The organism is Stenotrophomonas sp. YJH_SMC_21 (assembly GCF_059369555.1).
Genome location: NZ_JCAFSU010000006.1, coordinates 131,285 through 149,858 on the forward strand (window position 1 = coordinate 131,285; position 18,574 = coordinate 149,858).

An 18,574-nucleotide genomic window follows, 5' to 3' on the forward strand; every position below is an offset into this window, starting at 1 on the left:
TAGATTAGATCAAGGTATTTCTAGCTAGATTGAATTGCTGATAGGAAATTGGCAAATTAAAGCGCTCGCGCAGATGTTTCAAATAGAGCTTGGCTGTTTCTGTAATCGGAAGGTGCGATACGATTACAAGTTCATCGGCGAGAATTCTATCTGGCCAATAGGCATACTCAAGAAGTTGAGGGATTGCTTGGCGAATGCAGGCGCGGACAGACTTTCCGGTTTTGATTTCATAGAACGTAACCTTGAGATCCTCTTTGGTCACCAAGTCGATAGATGTTCCGCTTCCGGTGTCTATTTCTGTTCCGACGTTGTCTTTGCCAAACTTTTTCGTGAGGTGAGCGTATAGGCGATTTTGGATGTCGTTATGCCGCTGGTTGGCTTGTGATCTCGCAGACGCGGATCGCGTAATCGGGTCGGCGGGCCGTTCCTCGTGGCCTGGCTTGAACTCGAATGCTGAAGGGGGGATGTCCTCCTCTTCCGTTTGAAAGAACTCTTCGTCCTTAGGTAGAAGCTGATTTCCTGCGGCCTCGGGTTGCGAATCGGTAGTTATCCAGTCCTTAAACTCCCTGGGGGTCAAGCCAAGAACTCTGTGGAAATTGTGCGCGATCGCTTCATCTGCAATGGTGCCTTCCCCATCCCATCTTGCTGCCGTGAGTTTGTGGCCGAGTAGTTCGCCGGCCAAGGGGCCGAGTCCTGGAATTTCGAACATTGAGCGCAGGTTGAATGAGACGCCATTGTGATCGCGCCTTGTTGCATAGCCGAGCTGATCGATGATTTGAACGAAATTTGTGTAGGCCTTCGCCGAAAGTTGCTTGTTTCTCTCGATGCGCCCGGAGAAACCTGATCGACTAGTTGCGTTGATCATTGCTGTGATCAACTGGTGATGACTAAATGTGATTCCAATCAGGACGAGTGCATCGATTGCGTTTTCACCAATCCTCTTGGCTTTGGACCATACGTCAGGAATTCTGTTTCCCGGTTGCACGGACAGATTCTTATGGGCTTGAGCCTCATCGGCATGAACCTCCGCGAGGTTCTTGAGGGCCTGACTTGGTCCGTATTTTTTCAGCAGCGCGGCAATCTTGTGAGCGTTGTGCTTAGTGAGCGAAACCTTGAGCTGAGAAATGTCTGTCATTGGCCTACGATTCACAACCCTTGGGGGGGGAGATCGTATCAGCTAGCTATTCATAGGTGAATAGCGACATTTCTCGGCTACTTCACCAGCATCAGGCATTCTTCCACTTCCCGGTGGCGATCAAACTGACGCCCAAGGGTCATGTGTTTGTAATCAGTAAAGATTAGATCGATTGACCGGCGCCCGAACTCCTTGGATGCAAGCTCAGCAAGTTCATCAATCGAAATCATGCCAGTGTTGCTGTAACTCAAGACTAGATTGGAATTGCTGTTGCTGACGCCTCGGAAGAGGTCCTCAAATGCTCCCTTCACCTGCGAGCGAATGCAGAACGGTGACTGATGACGACTCTCCCTGTACCGCCCCTTGACAATCTCTCCGTTTTTTACCTGAATTTCGGGGTAGTCATACAACACCAGCGTTTCAAGTGCGTGGTAAAATCTGCTGTAGTGGACGAATGCATAGGGCGGATCCGCATACACGGTGCCGCCAGAGAATCCAGCTAAAGATGTTCGGTAGTCTAGCGAAGTCACTCTATGCGCCAAAGTTGGCTCTCGAGTCGGAATTCCCGCGACTACGTCGTCATACTTCTTCGCGAATAGATGTGGAACTGACCGCTGGCGGTAGATGGAGATGTCCCGCATGGAAGACTCGGTCTTTGCATCGCGATACTGCGCATAGTGGCCTGTTCCTTGGCTGGAATACGCCATAGAAAACATTAGGGATGACAGAATTACATTGTATGCCGGGTCACCTTTGTAGCGATCCGCAACTTCACGTATAGCATCGATCCAGAGCGTCTGTTCCGCAGACCACCATGTGCCGGAGTAGTACTTCAGGAACAGGTGCCATGGTCTGCGGAAAGTTCGTTCAAGCAAGGTCTGCTGCTCTCGCTCGACGGCATTGAATTGCGCCAATGAAATTTGCGCGGAGTAATCATGGAGGGGGCCAATCGCTTTGCGATTCCTATCAGCAATCGCTTTGGCTTGTTCAATGATCTGCTCGGAGGTCGGCGTTTGGGGTGAGCGCCACGCGTTCAGGTATGCCTCAGCCAAGACTGCAGAATAAGCTTGGATGTCATTGGAGTGGACGCTAATTTGATCTCCGACTGCTCCGGCCAGGGATGCGCTTCCTCCGAACAAGTCGCACAGAGCCCCGCCGTCATAGACCTCATTGATGCCGGAAAGCACGAAGTCCATGATCTTGGACTTTGATCCCATGTACTTGATGTAGTGGGGGTACGTTCGTTGCTTTAGCTGGGTGCGCGCGAACACTGCTTCGCGTTCCTTGTCTATGAGGGTCACGGGAGTACTTCCTCTGTCTGGTCCTAGAGTAGAGGATTCTCCCTGAGGCAGGTCGCACTCGTTGAGACTTCGGTTCAATTGCAATGCCTTCATATGCATGAAGGCCGCCCTTGAGGGGCGGCCTTCATGTGATTCTAGACTTGGACTATGTTTTAGTGCTCAGCACTAGCACATCAGACCAAATTACGACTTTCAGTAAGGGGGGGCCGGAATTACTTGGCCGGATCCCCTGCCTACTCGATAACTGGCGGAGAGAGGGGGATTCGAACCCCCGAAGCGCGGTTTAGACGCTTACACACTTTCCAGGCGTGCTCCTTCAACCACTCGGACACCTCTCCGGATCCCTGCCATCGGCAAACGCCTCAGCAGGGGCGCAGATTCTAGCGGGCTGCGCGGCACTTCACAAGCACCCCGGCCAGGAACCCGCGAAAGATGTGCCGGAGGCGAGGGGGGGCTGGACAGGCATGGCACAATGGAACATCCGATGGAAAACGGTGGCCTGATGTCCTATCTCGTCCTTGCCCGCAAGTGGCGTCCAAAGCGTTTTGCCGAGCTGGTGGGCCAGGAACACGTGGTCCGTGCGCTCAGCAACGCGCTCGACAGCGGCCGGGTCCACCATGCGTTCCTGTTCACCGGCACCCGCGGCGTGGGCAAGACCACCATCGCGCGCATCTTCGCCAAGTCGCTGAACTGCGAACAGGGCACCAGTGCCGATCCATGCGGCCAGTGTGCAGCCTGCCTGGATATCGACGCCGGCCGCTACATCGACCTGCTGGAAATCGACGCCGCGTCCAACACCGGCGTGGACGACGTGCGCGAGGTGATCGAGAACGCGCAGTACATGCCTTCGCGTGGCAAGTACAAGGTCTACCTGATCGACGAAGTGCACATGCTGTCCAAGGCGGCGTTCAACGCGCTGCTGAAGACGCTGGAAGAGCCGCCGGAGCACGTGAAGTTCCTGCTGGCCACCACCGATCCGCAGAAGCTGCCGGTCACCGTGCTCAGCCGCTGCCTGCAGTTCAACCTCAAGCGCCTGGACGAGGACCAGATCCAGGGCCAGATGACCCGCATCCTGGCGGCCGAGGAGATCGAGGCCGACGGCAGTGCCATCGTGCAGCTGGCCAAGGCCGCTGATGGCAGCCTGCGGGATGGCCTGTCGCTGCTGGACCAGGCGATTGCCTATGCCGGCGGCGCGCTGCGCGAGGACGTGGTGCGTACCATGCTGGGCACGGTCGACCGCACCCAGGTGGCGGCGATGCTCGATGCGCTGGCTGACGGCGATGGCCCGCGCCTGCTGCAGGTGGTGGCCGCGCTGGCCGAATTCTCGCCGGACTGGAGTGGCGTGCTGGAAGCGCTGGCCGAAGGCCTGCACCGCATCCAGGTGCAGCAGCTGGTACCGGGTGCGGCCGTTGCCGAAGGCCTGGATGCCGCCGCATTCGCCGAGCGCCTGCGCCCGGAAGTGGTGCAGCTCTGGTACCAGATGGCCTTGAACGGCCGTCGTGACCTGCCGATGGCGCCGAGCCCGCGCGCGGGCTTCGAGATGGCCGTGCTGCGCATGCTGGCGTTCCGCCCGGCCGCGGCGGTCCCGCCGGTGCCGAAGTCGGTGGAGGGGGCAGGCAATGCGCCGGGTGGCAATGCTGCCGGTGGTGGCACCGGTGCGGGTACCCACGAAGCGACGCCGGCGACTGCCGCCGCTTCGGCAAGCCCGGCCTTGGTGGCGCAGGTGGCCGCTCCGGTGCAGGCCGCGCCGCGCGAACCTGAACCCGAACCGGACCCGGCCCCGCAACCCGAACCGGACCCGACGCCGGAGCCCGAGCCGGTTCCGGTGGAAGAGCCGGTGTCACCGCCGCCGGTGAAGGCCGAAGCAGCGGCGCCGCCGTCCGTTGAAACAGAAGCGGGCGACGACCTGCCGCCGTGGGCCACCGACGAAGCCGAGGCACGTGACGAGGCGCTGGCGGCCGAGATGGCTGGGCCGGAAGCTACCATGGTGGCGCCCTGGCATGAGCCGCCGGCTCCCGTCGCGGCTCCCAGCGAGCCTGCACCGCCCGCACGCCCGTTCCGCACGGAAGGCATTGCCATCGCGCCGGTCGAGCCGGCGCCAGTGCAGGAGAACGCGCCGCTGGAAGGTGTCAGCGACCTGGCCAGCGCCGAGGACTGGCTGGATCTGGTCGCCAACAGTGGCCTGAGCGGCCCGTCGCGGCAGCTGGCCGCCAACGCTGCCTTCATCAGTTGCCAGCACGGGACCTTGAAACTGGGCCTTTCGCCCGGATTTGAATACCTGCGCTCGGAGCGCGCGCTGGCCGCCCTGGGCGAGATGCTGGAGAAGGCCCTCGGCCAGGCGCCGAAGATCGTGGTCGAGACCGTGGAAACCGAACACGTTCCGGCCGAGACCCTGCACCAGCGTGCCGACCGCCAGCGTAGTGAGCGGCAGCAGGTGGCAGAGGCCGTTTTCATGGACGACCCGGAAGTGCAGGTGCTGATCCAACAGCACGGTGCCCGGGTTGTTTCCGATTCCATCCGTTCTTTTGACGAGTAAGACACCATGCGCGGAAACATCGCACAACTGATGCAGCAGGCCCAGAAAATGCAGGAAAACCTGCAGAAGGCCCAGGAAGAAATCGCCAAGATCGAAGTGACCGGCAGCGCCGGCGGCGGCATGGTCAGCGTGACCCTGACCGGTGCCAAGGAATGCCGCAAGGTGCGCATCGACCCGTCGCTGACCAGCGACCCGGAGATGCTGGAAGACCTGATCGCCGCCGCCTTCAATGATGCCTCGAACAAGATCGATGCCGAGTCGAAGTCGAAGATGGGGTCGGCCACCGCCGGCATGCAGCTGCCGCCGGGCATGAAGCTGCCGTTCTGATTTCCCAGGGGGCGCCTGCCGCTGCAGGTGCCCGCTCCAACCCTCGGTCGAGCATGGCTCGACTCTACAGACAGCTGTCGAGCGTGCTCGACGCCATGAAAGCATGCCGCCGTGTCCGCACCCCTGCTTGAACAATTGATCGACGCATTGCGGGTGCTGCCTGGCGTCGGCCAGAAGACTGCACAGCGCATGGCCTATCACCTGCTCGAGCGCGAGCGCGAAGGTGGCCAGCGTCTGGCCGAGACACTGGCATTGGCGGTGGAGCGAATCGGCCACTGCGTGCAGTGCCGCGATTTCAGCGAAACTGAGCTGTGCCCGACCTGTGCCAACGGCAGCCGCGAGCGCAGCCAGCTGTGCGTGGTCGAATCGCCGGCCGACCGCCTGGCCATCGAGAACGCCACCGGCTTCCGCGGTGTCTACTTCGTGCTGCAGGGGCGGCTGTCGCCGCTCGATGGCATCGGCCCGCGCGAGCTGGGCCTGGAGCAATTGGAGCGACGGTTGGCCGAAGGCGAGGTGCAGGAGCTGATCATCGCCACCAGCGCCACTGTCGAGGGCGAGGCCACCGCGCATTACCTGGCGCAGCTGGCGCGCGCACGCAAGGTACAGCCGAGCCGTTTGGCGCAGGGCCTGCCACTTGGCGGTGAACTCGAATACGTCGATCGCGGCACGCTCTCGCACGCGTTCGGAACGCGCAGCGAATTCCGCGATTGAATGCCGGCCGGGCATCCCCCGGCGCGGCCGGCCTACAATGCGGATGACATCCCCGCCGAGGCCGACCATGAGCAACGAAACCCTTTTCAGCAAGATCATCCGTCGCGAGATCCCGGCCACCATCGTCTACGAGGATGACGAGGTGCTGGGCTTCAAGGACATCGCACCGCAGGCACCGGTGCACGTGCTGTTCATTCCGAAGAACGAGATCATTCCGACCCTGGATGACCTGCAGCCGTCGCAGGCGCACCTGATCGGCAAGCTGGCGCTGGCTGCCGCCGAGTACGCGCGCCGCGAGGGCTTCGCACAGGACGGCTACCGCATCGTGATGAACTGCCGCGAGCATGCCGGGCAGACCGTGTTCCATATCCACATGCACCTGCTGGCCGGCGCGCCGCTGGGGCATTTCGGTGCGCCTGGGCGTTGAAGCCCCTGTCCACGCCATGCGCGGATGAAAAAGGCCGCCCGAGGGCGGCCTTTTCCGTCATGCCTGTGCGGTGACGCTCACCACCAGCCCCAGCGACCATAGCCGCCCCAGTACGGACCATACGGGCCCGGGCCCCACGGGCCATAGGGGTAGGGCACCACGTCGACCTGGCGCTGTTCCGGCCACAGGTAGATCACATCGGCCGACAGCTTGGGCAGGCGGTAGTCGTACTCGCCGATGCGGGTGTTCTGGTAGCCGTCGATCTTGCCGATGAAGGTCACGTCACGACCGGCTTCGAACACGGCCGGGTCGTAGAAGCCGGCACGGCAGGCGATGAAACGACCGTCGCTGGCGTCGGACGAGGTGGTGTTCGGGCGGCCACTGCCATTGAGCGGGCGCGAGATGATCTGGAAGCAGGTCTCGCCCTGGCCGGGCTTGGTTTCGATGATGCGACCGCCCCAACGGACCGGCGTGCCGACCTGCTGGGTAGCGACCGAGTCGCGCGGGGAGACCAGGCTGAACTGTCCCTGCAGCGGCTTGGGGGCCGTGGCGCAGGCCGACAGGGCCAGCGTGGCCACAGCGGTGAGAAGGAACTTGGTGTTCATGGGGAGGCTCCGGAAGTCGGGCGATGCCTGCGCAGGTCCCGCAATAATGAAGCGAGGTCGGTGCAAGTTCCAGCGTAGCGCGCGTCGGCGAAACGCTGGCTGAGTGCGAGCAGGGCCGGGTCAGGGCGCTGCCGGTGCACCCGCTGGGCCCAGTCCTGTGCGGTTTCGTGCGGTTCACGGGCCAGGCCGAGGCGGGCGTAGCGCCGTCCGAGCCGGTGCCAGGCGCGCAGCAGCGGGTCGCGTTCGCGCTCGCCACGGGCCAGCAGCCAGGCCATCCACGCCAAGGCCAGCATCGTTGCCACCACGAAGCCAGCGACAAGTTGCGTGGGGCCCAGATCATCCAGCCCGAACGGCGTGAGCAGTTGCTGCTGGCGGCGTGCATCGAATGACAGCACCAGGTCGTTCCAGCCGCGGCGCAGCCAGTCGCCCATCTGCCCCAGCTGCTGCCAGCGTTGCTGCAGTGGCGTGTCCGTACCGGCCTGCAGGCGGTCGTCCAGTGTGTCCAAGATGCGTTCCGGTGCCACGGCTGCGGTCGGGTCAACCCGTACCCAGCCGCGCTGCGGCAGCCATACCTCGGCCCAGGCATGGGCGTCCATCCGCCGCACGATCCAGTAGTCGCCAAGGCGGTTGTAGGTGCCGCCGGCAAAGCCGGTCACCACCCGTGCCGGGACGCCGGCGTTGCGCATCAACACCACGAAGGCCGAGCTGAAGTGTTCACAGAAGCCGGCCTTGTAGCCGAACAGGAACTCGTCGATCGGGTCGCGCCCTGCCGCAGGGGTGTCCAGCGTGTACGAGAAGTCGGTGGTGATCCACTGCAGCGCGCGGCGCACGATGGCCTCGTCATCGCTGCCAGCCTGCTGCCGCCATTGCTGCGCCAACGTGGCGGTGCGCGGGTTGAAGCCACTGGGCAACTGCAACGCGGCCCGTCGCAGATAGGGTGACAGCGTGCTGTCGAAGCGTTGTGGTGGCGCCGAATGCAACCGCCAGCGGCTCAGCGACGCCAGTGACCGCTCGCTGCTCAGGCTCATGTCCGCATCCAGCGTGCTGCCTGCAGGCGCGCGGCTGGGCAGGTCCAGTGCCACCAGCTGGCGCCGGTCGGTGGGTTCGTAGTCGATCTGGTAGTCCCAGCCCTGCGTGCCGGCCTCGACCACGGCCGCCGGCCGTCGCTCGCTGGCGCGGTCACGTGTCCAGCGCCGGCCATCGAAGGCGGTCAGTACCGGTCCTCGCCAGTAGCGTTGCATCGGCTCGGGTACCGCGCCGAAGAACTGCACGCGCAGCGCCGGGCTGTCGTCGGCCATCAGGTCCAGCCACTGGCCGGGCTCCATGCTGTCGGACAACCCCGGCGTACCCACGGCGCGCTCGGGAACACCCCACAGTGGCGTGGCCAGGCGGGGGAACAGCCAGAAGCAGGCCAATGCCAGCGGCAGGCCGATCGCCAGCAGGCGGCCAACGCCGCGCAGCTGCCCTCGCAAGGGCAGCTGCGCGGCGTTGCCTTCATCCCCGGCCAGCCGTTGCAGGGCGAGCAGCGCGCTGATCCCCGCCAGTGCGGCCAACACCGTGGTCAGTGGTCCTTGGTCGAGCAGGAACGCCGCAAACGGGGAAAACAGCGCGAAGCCGAGCAGGCTGCGGGCATCGCGCCGGCTGCGCAGTTCGCTGGACTTGATCGCCAGCATCGCTGCCAGCAGGGCGCAACCGGTATCGCGCCCAGGTCGGACCATCCCCATCTGCCAGGCGATGGCACCGAGCATGGCCAGCACCAGCAGCAGGCGCACCGGCATGGGCAGCACCTTCCGCCTCGACAGGACCGCAGTCACGAGCGCTGCGGCCGCGATCACGCCCGCCAGCAGGGGCGGCAACTGCAGCAGCAACGGCAACAGCGCCAACGCCGCGCTGGCCAGGGTCCAGTTGCGGGCATTGCGGTCGAGCGCGGGCGTGGTCTCAGTCATGCGGCATCAATGCCAGTGCACGCAGGCACAGGTGGTGGTGGATGGCGCCCTGGCCTGGCCCGAATGGCGGGTGTGCAGGCAGCAGCAGGGTGTAGCGGCGGCCTTCGCGCTCGGCCATGTCGACCCATCGCGCCAAACGCGCGATGCGTGCTTCATGGCCCAGCGGGGACAGCGTGCGCCAATCGAGGATGACTTCGATGCCAACCGGCCTTTCGTACTCGCGCACCAGCAGGCTGTCGCGGCGTGCCGAGTGCTTCCAGGAAATGCTGCGTGGCGCATCGCCCGCACGATAGGGCCGTAGCTGATGCAGTTCCTCGCCGCTGGCGTGGGCCCGGGTATGCAGCGGATCGTTGCCGCTTTCCGGCAGTGCAGGGGCCAGCGCCTCGGGTTGCGGATAGACCAGCAGCGGTTGTTCCGGCCACACCCACGACCATGCCCGCACCAGGCCCAGTGGCTGGGTGGTGGAGAGGCGGATGCGCGGGAGCTCCAGCCAGCCGCGGCGTTCGCTGGGAACCTGCAGCTCCACTTCACCGCGGCCGTGTGCAGGCAGCGAGGTCCAGGCTTCGCTGTCACCCAGCTGCAGGTGCAGGCCGTGGCGTGCGCGCGGATCACGCAGTGACAGGTCCACGCGCAGGCGCAGTGGTTGCCCGGCAGGAACCGGCTCGGCGGAGATCGCGTCGATCTGTACGCCCGACAGCTGCAGGTGCGCGGCGATGGCGCTGGCGATCGCCGCTGCCGCCAGCAGCAGGGCCAGCAGCAACGCCGGGTTGTTGTTGTAGTTCAGTGCGCCCAGCAGCATCGCCGCCAGCAGCGCGGCGACGAACAGGCCGAAACGGGTGGGCAGCACGTAGATGCGATGGCGGTCCAGGCGCTGCGGCAGTGCTTCAGGCCTGCGCGGGCGTGCCAGCAGTTGCAGTCGTGCCCAGCGCGTGGCCACCCTCAATCCACCGCAACGGTCTGCAGGATGGCCCGTGCCAGTGCCGGCCCCGAGCTGGACTCGGCTTCGGCCACGAGGCGATGACCGGCCACCGCCACGAACAGGGTCTGCACGTCCTCGGGCACCACGTGGCCGCGGCCCAGCAGAAGTGCATGCGCCCTGGCCGCGCGCAGCAGCGCAAGGCCGGCACGCGGTGACAGGCCCACGCGCACGCCGGCGTGCTGGCGGCTGCGAGTCAGCAGGGCCTGCACGTAGTCGACCAGTGCATCGCTGGCATGGACCTGGCTGACGGCTTCACGCAGCGCGCGCACCTGGGTGTCATCCAGCTTCGGTACGGCACGTGCGATCAGGTCGCGGCGGTCTGTACCACGCAGCAGTTCGCGTTCGGCCTGCGCACTGGGGTAGCCCATCGCCAGGCGCAGCAGGAAACGATCCAGCTGCGAATCCGGCAGCGGGAAGGTACCGGACAGATCCACCGGGTTCTGCGTGGCGATCACGAAGAACGGATCGGGCAGGGGATGGGTCTGCCCATCCAGGGTGACCTGCTGTTCGGCCATCGCCTCCAGCAGCGCGCTCTGCGTGCGTGGCGGCGCACGGTTGATCTCATCGGCCAGCAGCACGTGGGTGAACACCGGCCCCGGGTGGAACTGGAACTGGCGGCTGCCGGCCTCGTATACCGAAACGCCCAGTACATCGGCGGGCAGCAGGTCGGAGGTGAACTGCACGCGCTGGAAACTGAGGCCCAGGCTGCTGGCCAACGCATGCGCCAGCGTGGTCTTGCCCAGGCCGGGCAGATCTTCGATCAGCAGATGGCCGCCGGAAAGCAGGGCGACGAAAGCCAGCCTGACTTCCGGCACCTTGCCCAGCACCAGTGCGTTTACCTGATCCTGCGCCTCCCGCAGGGCCTGGCGCAGTTGATCGGTTAGCATGCTGGGATTGGGGGACGAGGCTGGCATGATCGTCTCAGGTCTGGAATCCATTCGATTATCCATAGAGCAATGCAGGGCGAACAGCGCGCGCGGACAATATTTCTCTGGTTATGGACGCTGGTCACAGCGGCCAAGCTGGTAGTGGCTGCGCGGCTGCCACTGTTTGTTGACGAGGCGTTCTATTGGCAGGAAGGCCAGCATCTGGCCGCTGCGTATTCGGACCTTCCCGGACTGACCGCGTGGTTGGCGCGCCTGGGTGTGGAGATCGGTGGCCACCATGTGCTCGCGTTGCGCCTGCCGTTCCTGGCCATCGGCGCGCTGCTGCCGTTGCTGGTGGTGCGCACGGCCACGCGCTGGTTCGGCAATGTGGCCGGTTGGCAAGCGGGCAGCCTCACGCTGTTGATGCCGTTGTCGGCGACGCTGGGCCTGCTGGCGGTGCCGGATGTGCCCATGGCACTGGCCGCGGTGATCTGCCTGCACGCCGGTGCGCGGCTGCTGCACAACGTTGATGCATCGTCGGCGATGAAGCTTGCGCTGGGCCTGTCGATCGGTGCGCTCAGTCACTACCGTTTCATCGGTGTCATCGGCGTTGGCTTCATCGCGTTGCTGGCGCTGCCGCAGGGGCGGCGCATGCTGGCCGATCCGCGCGTATGGGTCGCGCTGGCGGTGGGCGTGCTGGCGTGGCTGCCGTTGCTGGCATGGAACGCGGACAACCACGACGCCGGCCTGAAGTTCCAGGTGGTCGAGCGCCATCCCTGGACGTTCGAATGGAACGGGTGGTGGTTCCTGGTGATCCAGCCCATGCTGGTCACCCCGATCCTGTGCATGGCGATGTGGAAGGTGGCGCTGGCCGGTACCCGCAGGGGCGGCGGCACGCGCGTGCAGTGGCGCTACTTCGGCCTGGTCGGGGGCGTATCCACGCTGGGCATCTTCCTGCTGGGCTTCTTCACCGACGTCGAGCGGATCAGTTTCCATTGGCCGCTGCCGGGCTATCTGGCCCTGCTGGTGGCGGTGCCGGTGGTGCTCAACGGCTGGCCACGCTGGCTGCGGCGCACCGGCTGGTGGCTGGCGGGCGCAGGCATGGTGCTGGCGTTCGGCTATTACCTGATGGCCTCCACGCCTGCGTTGCGCGAGCAGCTGGCAGGCAGCAAGTACTACCCGCGCAATTTCGCTGGCTGGCAGCCGTTGGCGATGGCGGTGCGCGAAGAGTTGCAGCAGATGCCGGCGGGCACGCGGGTGCTGGCGGGGAACTTCAAGGTTGGCGCCGAGCTGGGCTTCCAGCTCGGCAATGGCGATATCGAAGTGCTGCCGCATCCGCTCAACGACAAGCATGGGCGCACCGCGCAGCTGGCGCAGTGGGAACTGCTGCATGAGGGCAAGCGCTCGACGCCGATGCTGCTGGTGCTTTCACCCAGCGACCAGCGTTATCGCGATCTGCTGGCGCGCTATCACGCCATCTGCGGACAGGTGGGGCCGTTGCCGGCGCCGCGGGTGGTCAGCAGTGACCATGGCTTCCAGCGTTTCCTGCTGTTCCGGCTGCCGGCGCAGCGCGCGCCCGGGGCGTGCGTGACTCCGGCAATGGCGTGGCTGGATACGCCTTCCAACGGCGAAAAGGTGTCTGGCACGCTGGCGATCAAGGGATGGGCGTTCAAGGATGGTGTCGGCCTGGCACGGGTTGAGGTGCTGGTCGATGGCCGCTCGATGGGGGATGCGCGCTATGGCCGCGCATTCGACGTGCGCCAGACCTGGCCGGACAGCACCGATCCGCAGCATCCGGCGGTGGGCTTCGATGCTTCATTGGACACGAGCACGCTGGCGCCGGGACGACATTGGCTGGGCCTGCGCCTGCACGGTCGCGATGGCAGCGTAGAGGAATGGCAGGAGCAGCCGTTCGAGGTTCGCGGGCGCTGAGGCGGAGCGCGGTCCAGGTGGTCGCGCGCCAGGTTGGTTGCGTGCTCCAGGTTGGTCGGGTGCTCCACGTTGGTAGAGTCGACTGTTAGTCGACTGCTCTTCCAGCCGCCGGCAAAACCCCGCGCTGGGCGCGATGGTCGACTGACAGTCGACGCTACCCGGCTCAGGTCCTACCCGGCCCATGTCCGGCCTGTTTCCGCGATCGGTGCCGGCAGTCAGTGTGTCGCCTTCAGGGCACCGCGAACCCTGCCTGGCGCAGCAACCCGCACAGCGCGATCAGCGGCAGGCCGATCAGCGCGGTCGGGTCGCGGTTGTCGATCGCTTCGAACAGGCTGATGCCCAGGCCCTCGCACTTGAAGCTGCCGGCGCAGTCCAGGGGCTGTTCGGTGGCCACGTAGCGTGCGATCTCCTCCTGGCCCAGCGCGCGGAAACGGACCTCGGTCAAATCCACGGCACTGAATGATTCTCCGTCTCGCGTGAGACTGATGGCGGTGTGGAAGCGTACTGTCTGCCCGGACATCGCCGCCAGCTGCGCGCAGGCCGCCCCGGCCGTGCCCGGTTTACCCAGCGGCCGCCCGTTCAGGTCCGCCACCTGGTCCGAGCCGATCACCCAGGCGCCGGGGTGGCGGGCGGCGACTTCGGTTGCCTTGGCCGTGGCAAGGCGCGTTGCAAGGGCCAGCGGCGTCTCACCGTTCAACGGGGTTTCATCCACCTCCGGGCGCGCGCAGTCGAAGGGCAGGCCCAGCCGCTGCAGCAACTCGCGGCGGTAGCGGGAGGTGGAGGCCAGGACCAGTGACATGCGAGAATACCGGGGCAGGGTGCGGCAGTCTGGCCTGTGCGCAGCGCCAGCAGCAAGTGCTGTATGGCGGGCATTTGACAGCAGCCCCCCCGATCCTTAGTATTCAGCGGCTTATGTCCGCGAACGTGCCCGAATCGCTGGATGCTTGGCGGATGGTCGTAGCGCGAAGGCGCTTCGACGGCCAGGTCTCCCTGGCTGAATTGACCCGCCTGCAGGGGCTGGTCGCAGATACCGACGGCGAGTGTTCCTACTCGCTTGAATTCGGTCGCGACGAAGTCCTGCGGGTATCCTATGTGGAACTGACCATCGACACCGCGTTGCCGCTGACCTGTCAGCGCAGCATGCAGCGATTCCTGTTGCCGGTGAAGGTGACCCAGAGGCTTGGCCTGATCCGCGACGAGGACGAGGAATCGTCCCTGCCGGAGGAGTACGAGGCGTTGCTGGTGCCGGAAGACGGCCAGCTGCGTCCGCTGGACCTGGTCGAAGACGAGTTGGTGCTGGCGGTGCCGGTGGTTCCGCTGTCGCCCGACGGTGAAGCAGTCGACAAGGACTGGGCGCCGAGCGAAGAAGAAGCAAAGAAGGCCAATCCGTTCGCGGCATTGGCGGCATTGAAGAAACAATAGCAGCCGGATTGTCGTCGGCGGCTGCGGCGAAAGCGAAAGTGTGCTGGGCGCTGGCGTCCTGCGCGACGATACGACGAAGCAAAACGAACCGAGTTTGGAGCAATCCCATGGCTGTGCAGAAATCCCGTGTTACCCCGTCCCGCCGCGGCCAGCGCCGTTCGCATGACGCCCTGAGCGCCAAGCAGCTGTCGACCGACCCGACCACCGGCGAAGTGCACCTGCGTCACCACATCACTGCCGACGGTTTCTACCGCGGCAAGAAGGTCATCCAGACCAAGACCTCGGCCGTCGAAGAAGATTGATGTGCCGGGAAGGCCGCTGCCCCCGGGCAGCGGCCTTTGCCTTCTTTCCCGGGCGTGCCGGTGATCGGCGGCCCGCGCAACAGGAAACATGATGAGCAAGCGGATCTATTCGAGGATCGCGGGCACCGGTAGCTATTTGCCGGAAAAAGTCCTGACCAACGCCGACCTGGAAAAAATGGTCGAAACCTCGGATGAGTGGATCCAGTCGCGCACCGGAATTCGTGAACGGCACATCGCGGCCGAAGGCGAAACCACCAGCGACCTCGGCTACCAGGCCGCGTTGCGCGCACTTGAAGCGGCCGGTATCGACGCTTCGCAGCTCGACATGATCGTGGTCGGTACGACCACGCCCGACCTCATTTTCCCCTCCACCGCGTGCCTGATCCAGGCCAAGCTCGGTGTTGCGGGGTGCCCTGCCTTTGACGTCAACGCCGCCTGCTCGGGCTTCGTGTTCGCGCTGGGCGTGGCCGACAAGTTCATCCGTTCCGGCGACTGCAGGCATGTGCTGGTGATCGGCACCGAAACGCTGACCCGCATGGTCGACTGGAACGATCGCACCACCTGCGTGCTGTTCGGCGATGGCGCCGGCGCCGTCGTGCTCAAGGCCGACGAGGAAACCGGCATCCTCAGTACCCACCTGCATGCCGACGGCAGCAAGAAGGAGCTGCTGTGGAACCCGGTGGGCGTCTCGACCGGCTTCAAGGACGGTGCCAACGGTGGCGGCACCATCAACATGAAGGGCAACGACGTGTTCAAGTACGCCGTCAAGGCGCTGGACTCGGTCGTGGACGAGACCCTGGCTGCCAATGGCCTGGACAAGTCCGACCTGGATTGGCTGATTCCGCACCAGGCCAACCTGCGCATCATCGAAGCCACCGCCAAGCGCCTGGACATGTCGATGGACCAGGTGGTGGTGACTGTCGACAAGCACGGCAACACCTCGTCCGGCTCGGTGCCGCTGGCGCTGGACGCCGCGGTGCGTTCGGGCCGCGTCGAGCGCGGCCAGCTGCTGCTGCTGGAAGCCTTCGGCGGCGGCTTCACGTGGGGTTCGGCCCTGCTGCGCTATTGATAGTGCAAGTTACGACAATGTGAAGTTTTGTCGTTACGGCCCCTCTGGGGCCGTAACGCGTTTAAAGGAGTACACGTCATGGTTGAGCCCATCGTCATCGAAGGGCAGCGCGCCTGGCTGAAGCAGTACGGCAAGGGAAGCCGCGCAGTGGCCCTGGGCCTGCTCAATTTCGTTGCCCGTCGTTTCCATCTGGACGCCCTGCGGCCACCGCCGCACCGTGGTGGTGATGCCGCGCGAGAAACCGAAGCCCGTCGCCTGGGAGAACTGCAGGCGCAAGGCGTGAACGTGCCCGACGTGCTGGGCAGCGGCCACGCCGCGCTGGTGATCGGTGACAACGGCAGCTCGTTCAATACCTGCCTGCGCCAGGCCGATGAGGCCGGCCGCGACCGGCTGGTGATGGCGGCCATGCAGGCCATCGCCGAAGCGCATGCGCGCGGCGCCTATTTCGGCCAGCCGCTGCCGCGCAACCTCACCTGGGATGGGCAGAAGGTGGGCTTCATCGACTTCGAGGAAGATCCGCTGGAAGTGATGGATCTGTCCGAGGCGCAGGCCCGCGACTGGCTGATGTTCGGTTACGGCGTGGCCAAGTACTACGCCGACCGCCCCGAGCAGCTGCAGGCGATGATGGCCGAGGCGATGGGCGAGGCCCAGGCGCCTGTGCGCGAACACGTGCACGCGGTCAGCGGCCGCCTGCGCAGCCTGGCCCGGGTCTGCATGAAGCTGGGCCGTTCAGCGCGCGCGCTGGCGCATTCGATCTTCATCGCCCATGGCGCCAGCACGGCGGGCGTACTGATGCTGGTGGGCCTGTGCGTGGACTTCCTCGCCGACGGCGACCTGGACGTGCTGCAGCTGTTCTGCTGATGGCAGGTTCGCGCTGCTGGCAGGTTGGCGCTGCGGTAGAGTCGACTGTCAGTCGACTTCCGCGCGCAGCGCAGGTTTTCAGCGGCTGATCGAAGGGCAGTCGACTGTCACTCGACTCTACCTGGGCGGGGCACCGCACCGGATGCGGGGTTGTCCCGCGGCGGCGCTCCATACGCCTGCATACGCGCACGTACAGACGACACAGCGGATTCGCCCTTATCATGGCCCGCTTCGATTGCAACAAGCGGATGACCGCGTGACCGTATCCACCCTCGCTTTTGTCTTCCCCGGCCAGGGCTCGCAGTCTGTGGGCATGGTGGCCGAGCTGGCCGAACTGCACCCGCAGGTGCGTGAAGCCTTCACCGAAGCATCCGATGGTGCCGGCGTCGACCTGTGGGCGCTGTCCCAGGGTGGCCCGGAGGAAATGCTCAACCGTACCGAATACACCCAGCCGGCCCTGCTGGCCGCGAGCATCGGCGTGTGGCGCGTCTGGAACGCCGTGGGCGGTCCGCGCCCGTCGGTGCTGGCCGGCCACAGCCTGGGCGAGTACACCGCCCTGGTCGCCGCTGGCGCGCTGAGCCTGCATGACGGTGCGCACCTGGTGCGCCTGCGCGGCCAGCTGATGCAGGAAGCCGCACCGGCCGGTGTCGGCGCCATGGCCGCCGTGCTCGGTGCTGAAGACCAGCTGGTGCTGGACGTCTGCGCCGAAGCCGCGGGCAGCCAGGTGGTGGTGCCGGCCAACTTCAATTCGCCGGGCCAGATCGTGATCGGCGGCGACGCAGATGCGGTTGACCGCGCGCTGGCGCTGCTGGCCGGGAAGGGCGTGCGCAAGGCCGTCAAGCTGGCCGTGAGCGTGCCCTCGCACACCCCGCTGATGCGCGAAGCCGCCAACCGTCTGGCCGAAGTGATGGCCGGCCTGTCCTGGCAGGCACCGCAGCTGCCGGTGGTGCAGAACGTGGATGCCCAGGTGCATGACGGTATCGACGCGATCCGTACCGCGCTGGTCCAGCAGCTGTACCAGCCGGTGCAGTGGACCGGGTGCGTGCAGGCGCTGGCCGGCCGCGGCATCACCCGGATCGCCGAGTGCGGCCCGGGCAAGGTGCTGACCGGCCTGGTCAAGCGCATCGACAAGGCCATCGACGGCCGTTCACTGGCCACCCCGGGCGACTTCGAAGCCGCCCGCGAGGCATGGTCGGCCTGACTCCCCCTGTTCCTGCCGACCGTACCGGTGGCCGCTGCACGCGGTACGGGTACGGCGGCCGCCCCAGCCTGAGGAAAACATCATGAGCAAGCCCCTGCAGGGTGAAATCGCACTGGTCACCGGCGCCAGCCGTGGCATTGGTGCCGCCATCGCCGATCTGCTGGCCGCCCAGGGCGCCACCGTCATCGGCACCGCCACCACCGAATCCGGCGCTGCCGCGATTGGTGAGCGCCTGGCCGCCCACGGTGGCCACGGCCGTGCACTGAACGTGACCGACGCTGCCGCGCTGGACAGCGTGCTGGACGGCATCGCCAAGGAGTTCGGCCCGATCTCGATCCTGGTCAACAATGCCGGCATCACCCGCGACAACCTGCTGATGCGCATGAAGGACGAGGACTGGGCGTCGATCATCGACACCAACCTGACCAGCGTGTTCCGCACCAGCAAGGCGGTGATGCGCGGCATGATGAAGGCACGCAAGGGCCGCATCATCAACATCGCATCGGTGGTGGGCGTGACCGGCAATGCCGGCCAGGCCAACTACGCGGCCGCCAAGGCCGGCATCATCGGCTTCAGCAAGTCGCTGGCCAAGGAAATCGGTTCGCGCGGTGTTACCGTCAATGTGGTTGCTCCCGGCTTCATCGACACCGACATGACCAAGGCGTTGCCGGAAGAAGCGCGCACCGCGCTGATCAACGACATCGCCCTCGAACGCCTGGGTTCGCCGGAGGACATCGCCCATGCGGTGGCCTTCCTGGCCAGCCCGGCTGCCGGTTACATCACCGGCGAAACCCTCCATGTGAACGGTGGCATGTACATGCCGTAAGCAAGGGGCGCAGGGATTGCGCCGCAAGTGGTTGATCTGCTGAGGTTTTTGCTGCGATGCAAGGCCGCGCCGGTTTCCACTACACTATCCCACGGCCATCGCCTTTGATGGCGACCACTTTTGAACCA

General features: G+C 65.1%; 18 protein-coding genes and 1 tRNA gene. 11 read left to right on the forward strand and 8 right to left on the reverse strand.

The genetic code is table 11. The features are described from left to right. Positions 1-4: 4 nt before the first annotated feature. From AC5P67_RS10830 to AC5P67_RS10840, 3 genes are all read right to left on the reverse strand, one after another. Positions 5-1,135: a hypothetical protein gene (locus tag AC5P67_RS10830; protein ID WP_049442234.1), complete on the reverse strand. Its 1,131-nt coding sequence runs from the start codon at positions 1,133-1,135 to the stop codon at positions 5-7. A 77-nt stretch (positions 1,136-1,212) separates the two neighbouring features. Next, positions 1,213-2,436 carry a DNA adenine methylase gene (locus AC5P67_RS10835; protein WP_197569409.1) on the reverse strand — a complete coding sequence of 408 codons (1,224 nt, stop codon included), beginning with the start codon at positions 2,434-2,436 and terminating at the stop codon, positions 1,213-1,215. Between the two features lie 245 nt (positions 2,437-2,681). After that, positions 2,682-2,774: transfer RNA gene (locus AC5P67_RS10840), tRNA-Ser, on the reverse strand. 146 nt (positions 2,775-2,920) lie between these two features. On the opposite strand from AC5P67_RS10840, the gene dnaX reads away from it, so the two are divergent. The 4 genes from dnaX (at position 2,921) to AC5P67_RS10860 (ending at position 6,437) form a co-directional block, all read left to right on the forward strand. Then, entirely contained in the window at positions 2,921-4,972 is a 2,052-nt protein-coding gene (dnaX, locus tag AC5P67_RS10845) for a DNA polymerase III subunit gamma/tau (RefSeq protein WP_087803474.1), read from the forward strand. Between the two features lie 6 nt (positions 4,973-4,978). After that, positions 4,979-5,299: a YbaB/EbfC family nucleoid-associated protein gene (locus AC5P67_RS10850; protein WP_005408298.1), complete on the forward strand. Its 321-nt coding sequence runs from the start codon at positions 4,979-4,981 to the stop codon at positions 5,297-5,299. 111 nt (positions 5,300-5,410) lie between these two features. Beyond that, positions 5,411-6,010 carry a recombination mediator RecR gene (gene recR / locus AC5P67_RS10855; RefSeq protein ID WP_005408299.1) on the forward strand — a complete coding sequence of 200 codons (600 nt, stop codon included), beginning with the start codon at positions 5,411-5,413 and terminating at the stop codon, positions 6,008-6,010. Positions 6,011-6,077: 67 nt separating this feature from the next. Further along, positions 6,078-6,437: a histidine triad nucleotide-binding protein gene (locus AC5P67_RS10860; protein ID WP_005408300.1), complete on the forward strand. Its 360-nt coding sequence runs from the start codon at positions 6,078-6,080 to the stop codon at positions 6,435-6,437. A 77-nt stretch (positions 6,438-6,514) separates the two neighbouring features. Here the strand turns inward: AC5P67_RS10860 and AC5P67_RS10865 are convergent, their stop codons facing one another. The 4 genes from AC5P67_RS10865 to AC5P67_RS10880 are packed head-to-tail and all read right to left on the reverse strand — an operon-like array spanning position 6,515 to position 10,881. Next, positions 6,515-7,042 carry a Slp family lipoprotein gene (locus AC5P67_RS10865; RefSeq protein ID WP_005408301.1) on the reverse strand — a complete coding sequence of 176 codons (528 nt, stop codon included), beginning with the start codon at positions 7,040-7,042 and terminating at the stop codon, positions 6,515-6,517. Continuing rightward, complete coding sequence (locus AC5P67_RS10870; protein WP_164172621.1) at positions 7,039-8,988, reverse strand: transglutaminase TgpA family protein; 1,950 nt, start codon at positions 8,986-8,988, stop codon at positions 7,039-7,041. Before AC5P67_RS10870 ends, AC5P67_RS10865 begins: the two co-directional genes overlap by 4 nt. After that, complete coding sequence (locus tag AC5P67_RS10875; RefSeq protein ID WP_111686939.1) at positions 8,981-9,925, reverse strand: DUF58 domain-containing protein; 945 nt, start codon at positions 9,923-9,925, stop codon at positions 8,981-8,983. The genes AC5P67_RS10870 and AC5P67_RS10875 overlap by 8 nt, the downstream gene beginning before the upstream one ends. A 2-nt stretch (positions 9,926-9,927) precedes the next feature. Beyond that, complete coding sequence (locus AC5P67_RS10880) at positions 9,928-10,881, reverse strand: AAA family ATPase (RefSeq protein ID WP_005408304.1); 954 nt, start codon at positions 10,879-10,881, stop codon at positions 9,928-9,930. 42 nt (positions 10,882-10,923) lie between these two features. Here AC5P67_RS10880 and AC5P67_RS10885 point away from each other — a divergent pair, with 42 nt between their 5' ends. After that, entirely contained in the window at positions 10,924-12,765 is a 1,842-nt protein-coding gene (locus AC5P67_RS10885; protein ID WP_165710227.1) for a glycosyltransferase family 39 protein, read from the forward strand. 229 nt (positions 12,766-12,994) lie between these two features. Here AC5P67_RS10885 and AC5P67_RS10890 read toward each other — a convergent pair whose 3' ends face one another. Continuing rightward, entirely contained in the window at positions 12,995-13,564 is a 570-nt protein-coding gene (locus tag AC5P67_RS10890) for a Maf family protein (RefSeq protein ID WP_012479286.1), read from the reverse strand. 113 nt (positions 13,565-13,677) lie between these two features. Here AC5P67_RS10890 and AC5P67_RS10895 point away from each other — a divergent pair, with 113 nt between their 5' ends. The 6 genes from AC5P67_RS10895 to fabG all read left to right on the forward strand — a co-directional run bounded on the left by AC5P67_RS10895 (position 13,678) and on the right by fabG (position 18,446). Next, on the forward strand, positions 13,678-14,187 hold the full coding sequence (locus AC5P67_RS10895) for a YceD family protein (RefSeq protein ID WP_049397145.1): 510 nt from the start codon (positions 13,678-13,680) through the stop codon (positions 14,185-14,187). Positions 14,188-14,294: 107 nt separating this feature from the next. Beyond that, positions 14,295-14,489 (forward strand): 50S ribosomal protein L32, encoded by a 195-nt coding sequence (gene rpmF / locus AC5P67_RS10900; RefSeq protein WP_005408308.1) that lies wholly within the window; start codon positions 14,295-14,297, stop codon positions 14,487-14,489. Between the two features lie 91 nt (positions 14,490-14,580). Next, entirely contained in the window at positions 14,581-15,558 is a 978-nt protein-coding gene (locus AC5P67_RS10905) for a beta-ketoacyl-ACP synthase III (RefSeq protein ID WP_005408309.1), read from the forward strand. 78 nt (positions 15,559-15,636) lie between these two features. Then, complete coding sequence (locus tag AC5P67_RS10910; protein ID WP_005408310.1) at positions 15,637-16,419, forward strand: BUD32 family EKC/KEOPS complex subunit; 783 nt, start codon at positions 15,637-15,639, stop codon at positions 16,417-16,419. Between the two features lie 256 nt (positions 16,420-16,675). Beyond that, the gene (gene fabD / locus AC5P67_RS10915) at positions 16,676-17,620 is read left to right on the forward strand and encodes an ACP S-malonyltransferase (RefSeq protein WP_197596551.1); all 945 of its coding nucleotides are present in this window, start codon (positions 16,676-16,678) and stop codon (positions 17,618-17,620) included. Positions 17,621-17,702: 82 nt separating this feature from the next. Then, positions 17,703-18,446 carry a 3-oxoacyl-ACP reductase FabG gene (fabG, locus tag AC5P67_RS10920; protein ID WP_005408312.1) on the forward strand — a complete coding sequence of 248 codons (744 nt, stop codon included), beginning with the start codon at positions 17,703-17,705 and terminating at the stop codon, positions 18,444-18,446. Positions 18,447-18,574: the final 128 nt, after the last annotated feature.

What these genes read in the sequence shown, in the direction of transcription:
- AC5P67_RS10905 (WP_005408309.1), top strand. Translation starts at nt 14,581, where the DNA reads ATGAGCAAGCGGATCTATTCGAGGATCGCGGGCACCGGTAGCTATTTG.
- AC5P67_RS10895 (WP_049397145.1), top strand. Translation starts at nt 13,678, where the DNA reads ATGTCCGCGAACGTGCCCGAATCGCTGGATGCTTGGCGGATGGTCGTA.
- AC5P67_RS10910 (WP_005408310.1), top strand. Translation starts at nt 15,637, where the DNA reads ATGGTTGAGCCCATCGTCATCGAAGGGCAGCGCGCCTGGCTGAAGCAG.
- AC5P67_RS10860 (WP_005408300.1), top strand. Translation starts at nt 6,078, where the DNA reads ATGAGCAACGAAACCCTTTTCAGCAAGATCATCCGTCGCGAGATCCCG.
- AC5P67_RS10865 (WP_005408301.1), bottom strand. Translation starts at nt 7,042, where the DNA reads ATGAACACCAAGTTCCTTCTCACCGCTGTGGCCACGCTGGCCCTGTCG.
- fabG (WP_005408312.1), top strand. Translation starts at nt 17,703, where the DNA reads ATGAGCAAGCCCCTGCAGGGTGAAATCGCACTGGTCACCGGCGCCAGC.
- AC5P67_RS10890 (WP_012479286.1), bottom strand. Translation starts at nt 13,564, where the DNA reads ATGTCACTGGTCCTGGCCTCCACCTCCCGCTACCGCCGCGAGTTGCTG.
- AC5P67_RS10870 (WP_164172621.1), bottom strand. Translation starts at nt 8,988, where the DNA reads ATGACTGAGACCACGCCCGCGCTCGACCGCAATGCCCGCAACTGGACC.
- AC5P67_RS10850 (WP_005408298.1), top strand. Translation starts at nt 4,979, where the DNA reads ATGCGCGGAAACATCGCACAACTGATGCAGCAGGCCCAGAAAATGCAG.
- AC5P67_RS10830 (WP_049442234.1), bottom strand. Translation starts at nt 1,135, where the DNA reads ATGACAGACATTTCTCAGCTCAAGGTTTCGCTCACTAAGCACAACGCT.
- dnaX (WP_087803474.1), top strand. Translation starts at nt 2,921, where the DNA reads ATGGAAAACGGTGGCCTGATGTCCTATCTCGTCCTTGCCCGCAAGTGG.
- AC5P67_RS10880 (WP_005408304.1), bottom strand. Translation starts at nt 10,881, where the DNA reads ATGCCAGCCTCGTCCCCCAATCCCAGCATGCTAACCGATCAACTGCGC.
- AC5P67_RS10885 (WP_165710227.1), top strand. Translation starts at nt 10,924, where the DNA reads ATGCAGGGCGAACAGCGCGCGCGGACAATATTTCTCTGGTTATGGACG.
- rpmF (WP_005408308.1), top strand. Translation starts at nt 14,295, where the DNA reads ATGGCTGTGCAGAAATCCCGTGTTACCCCGTCCCGCCGCGGCCAGCGC.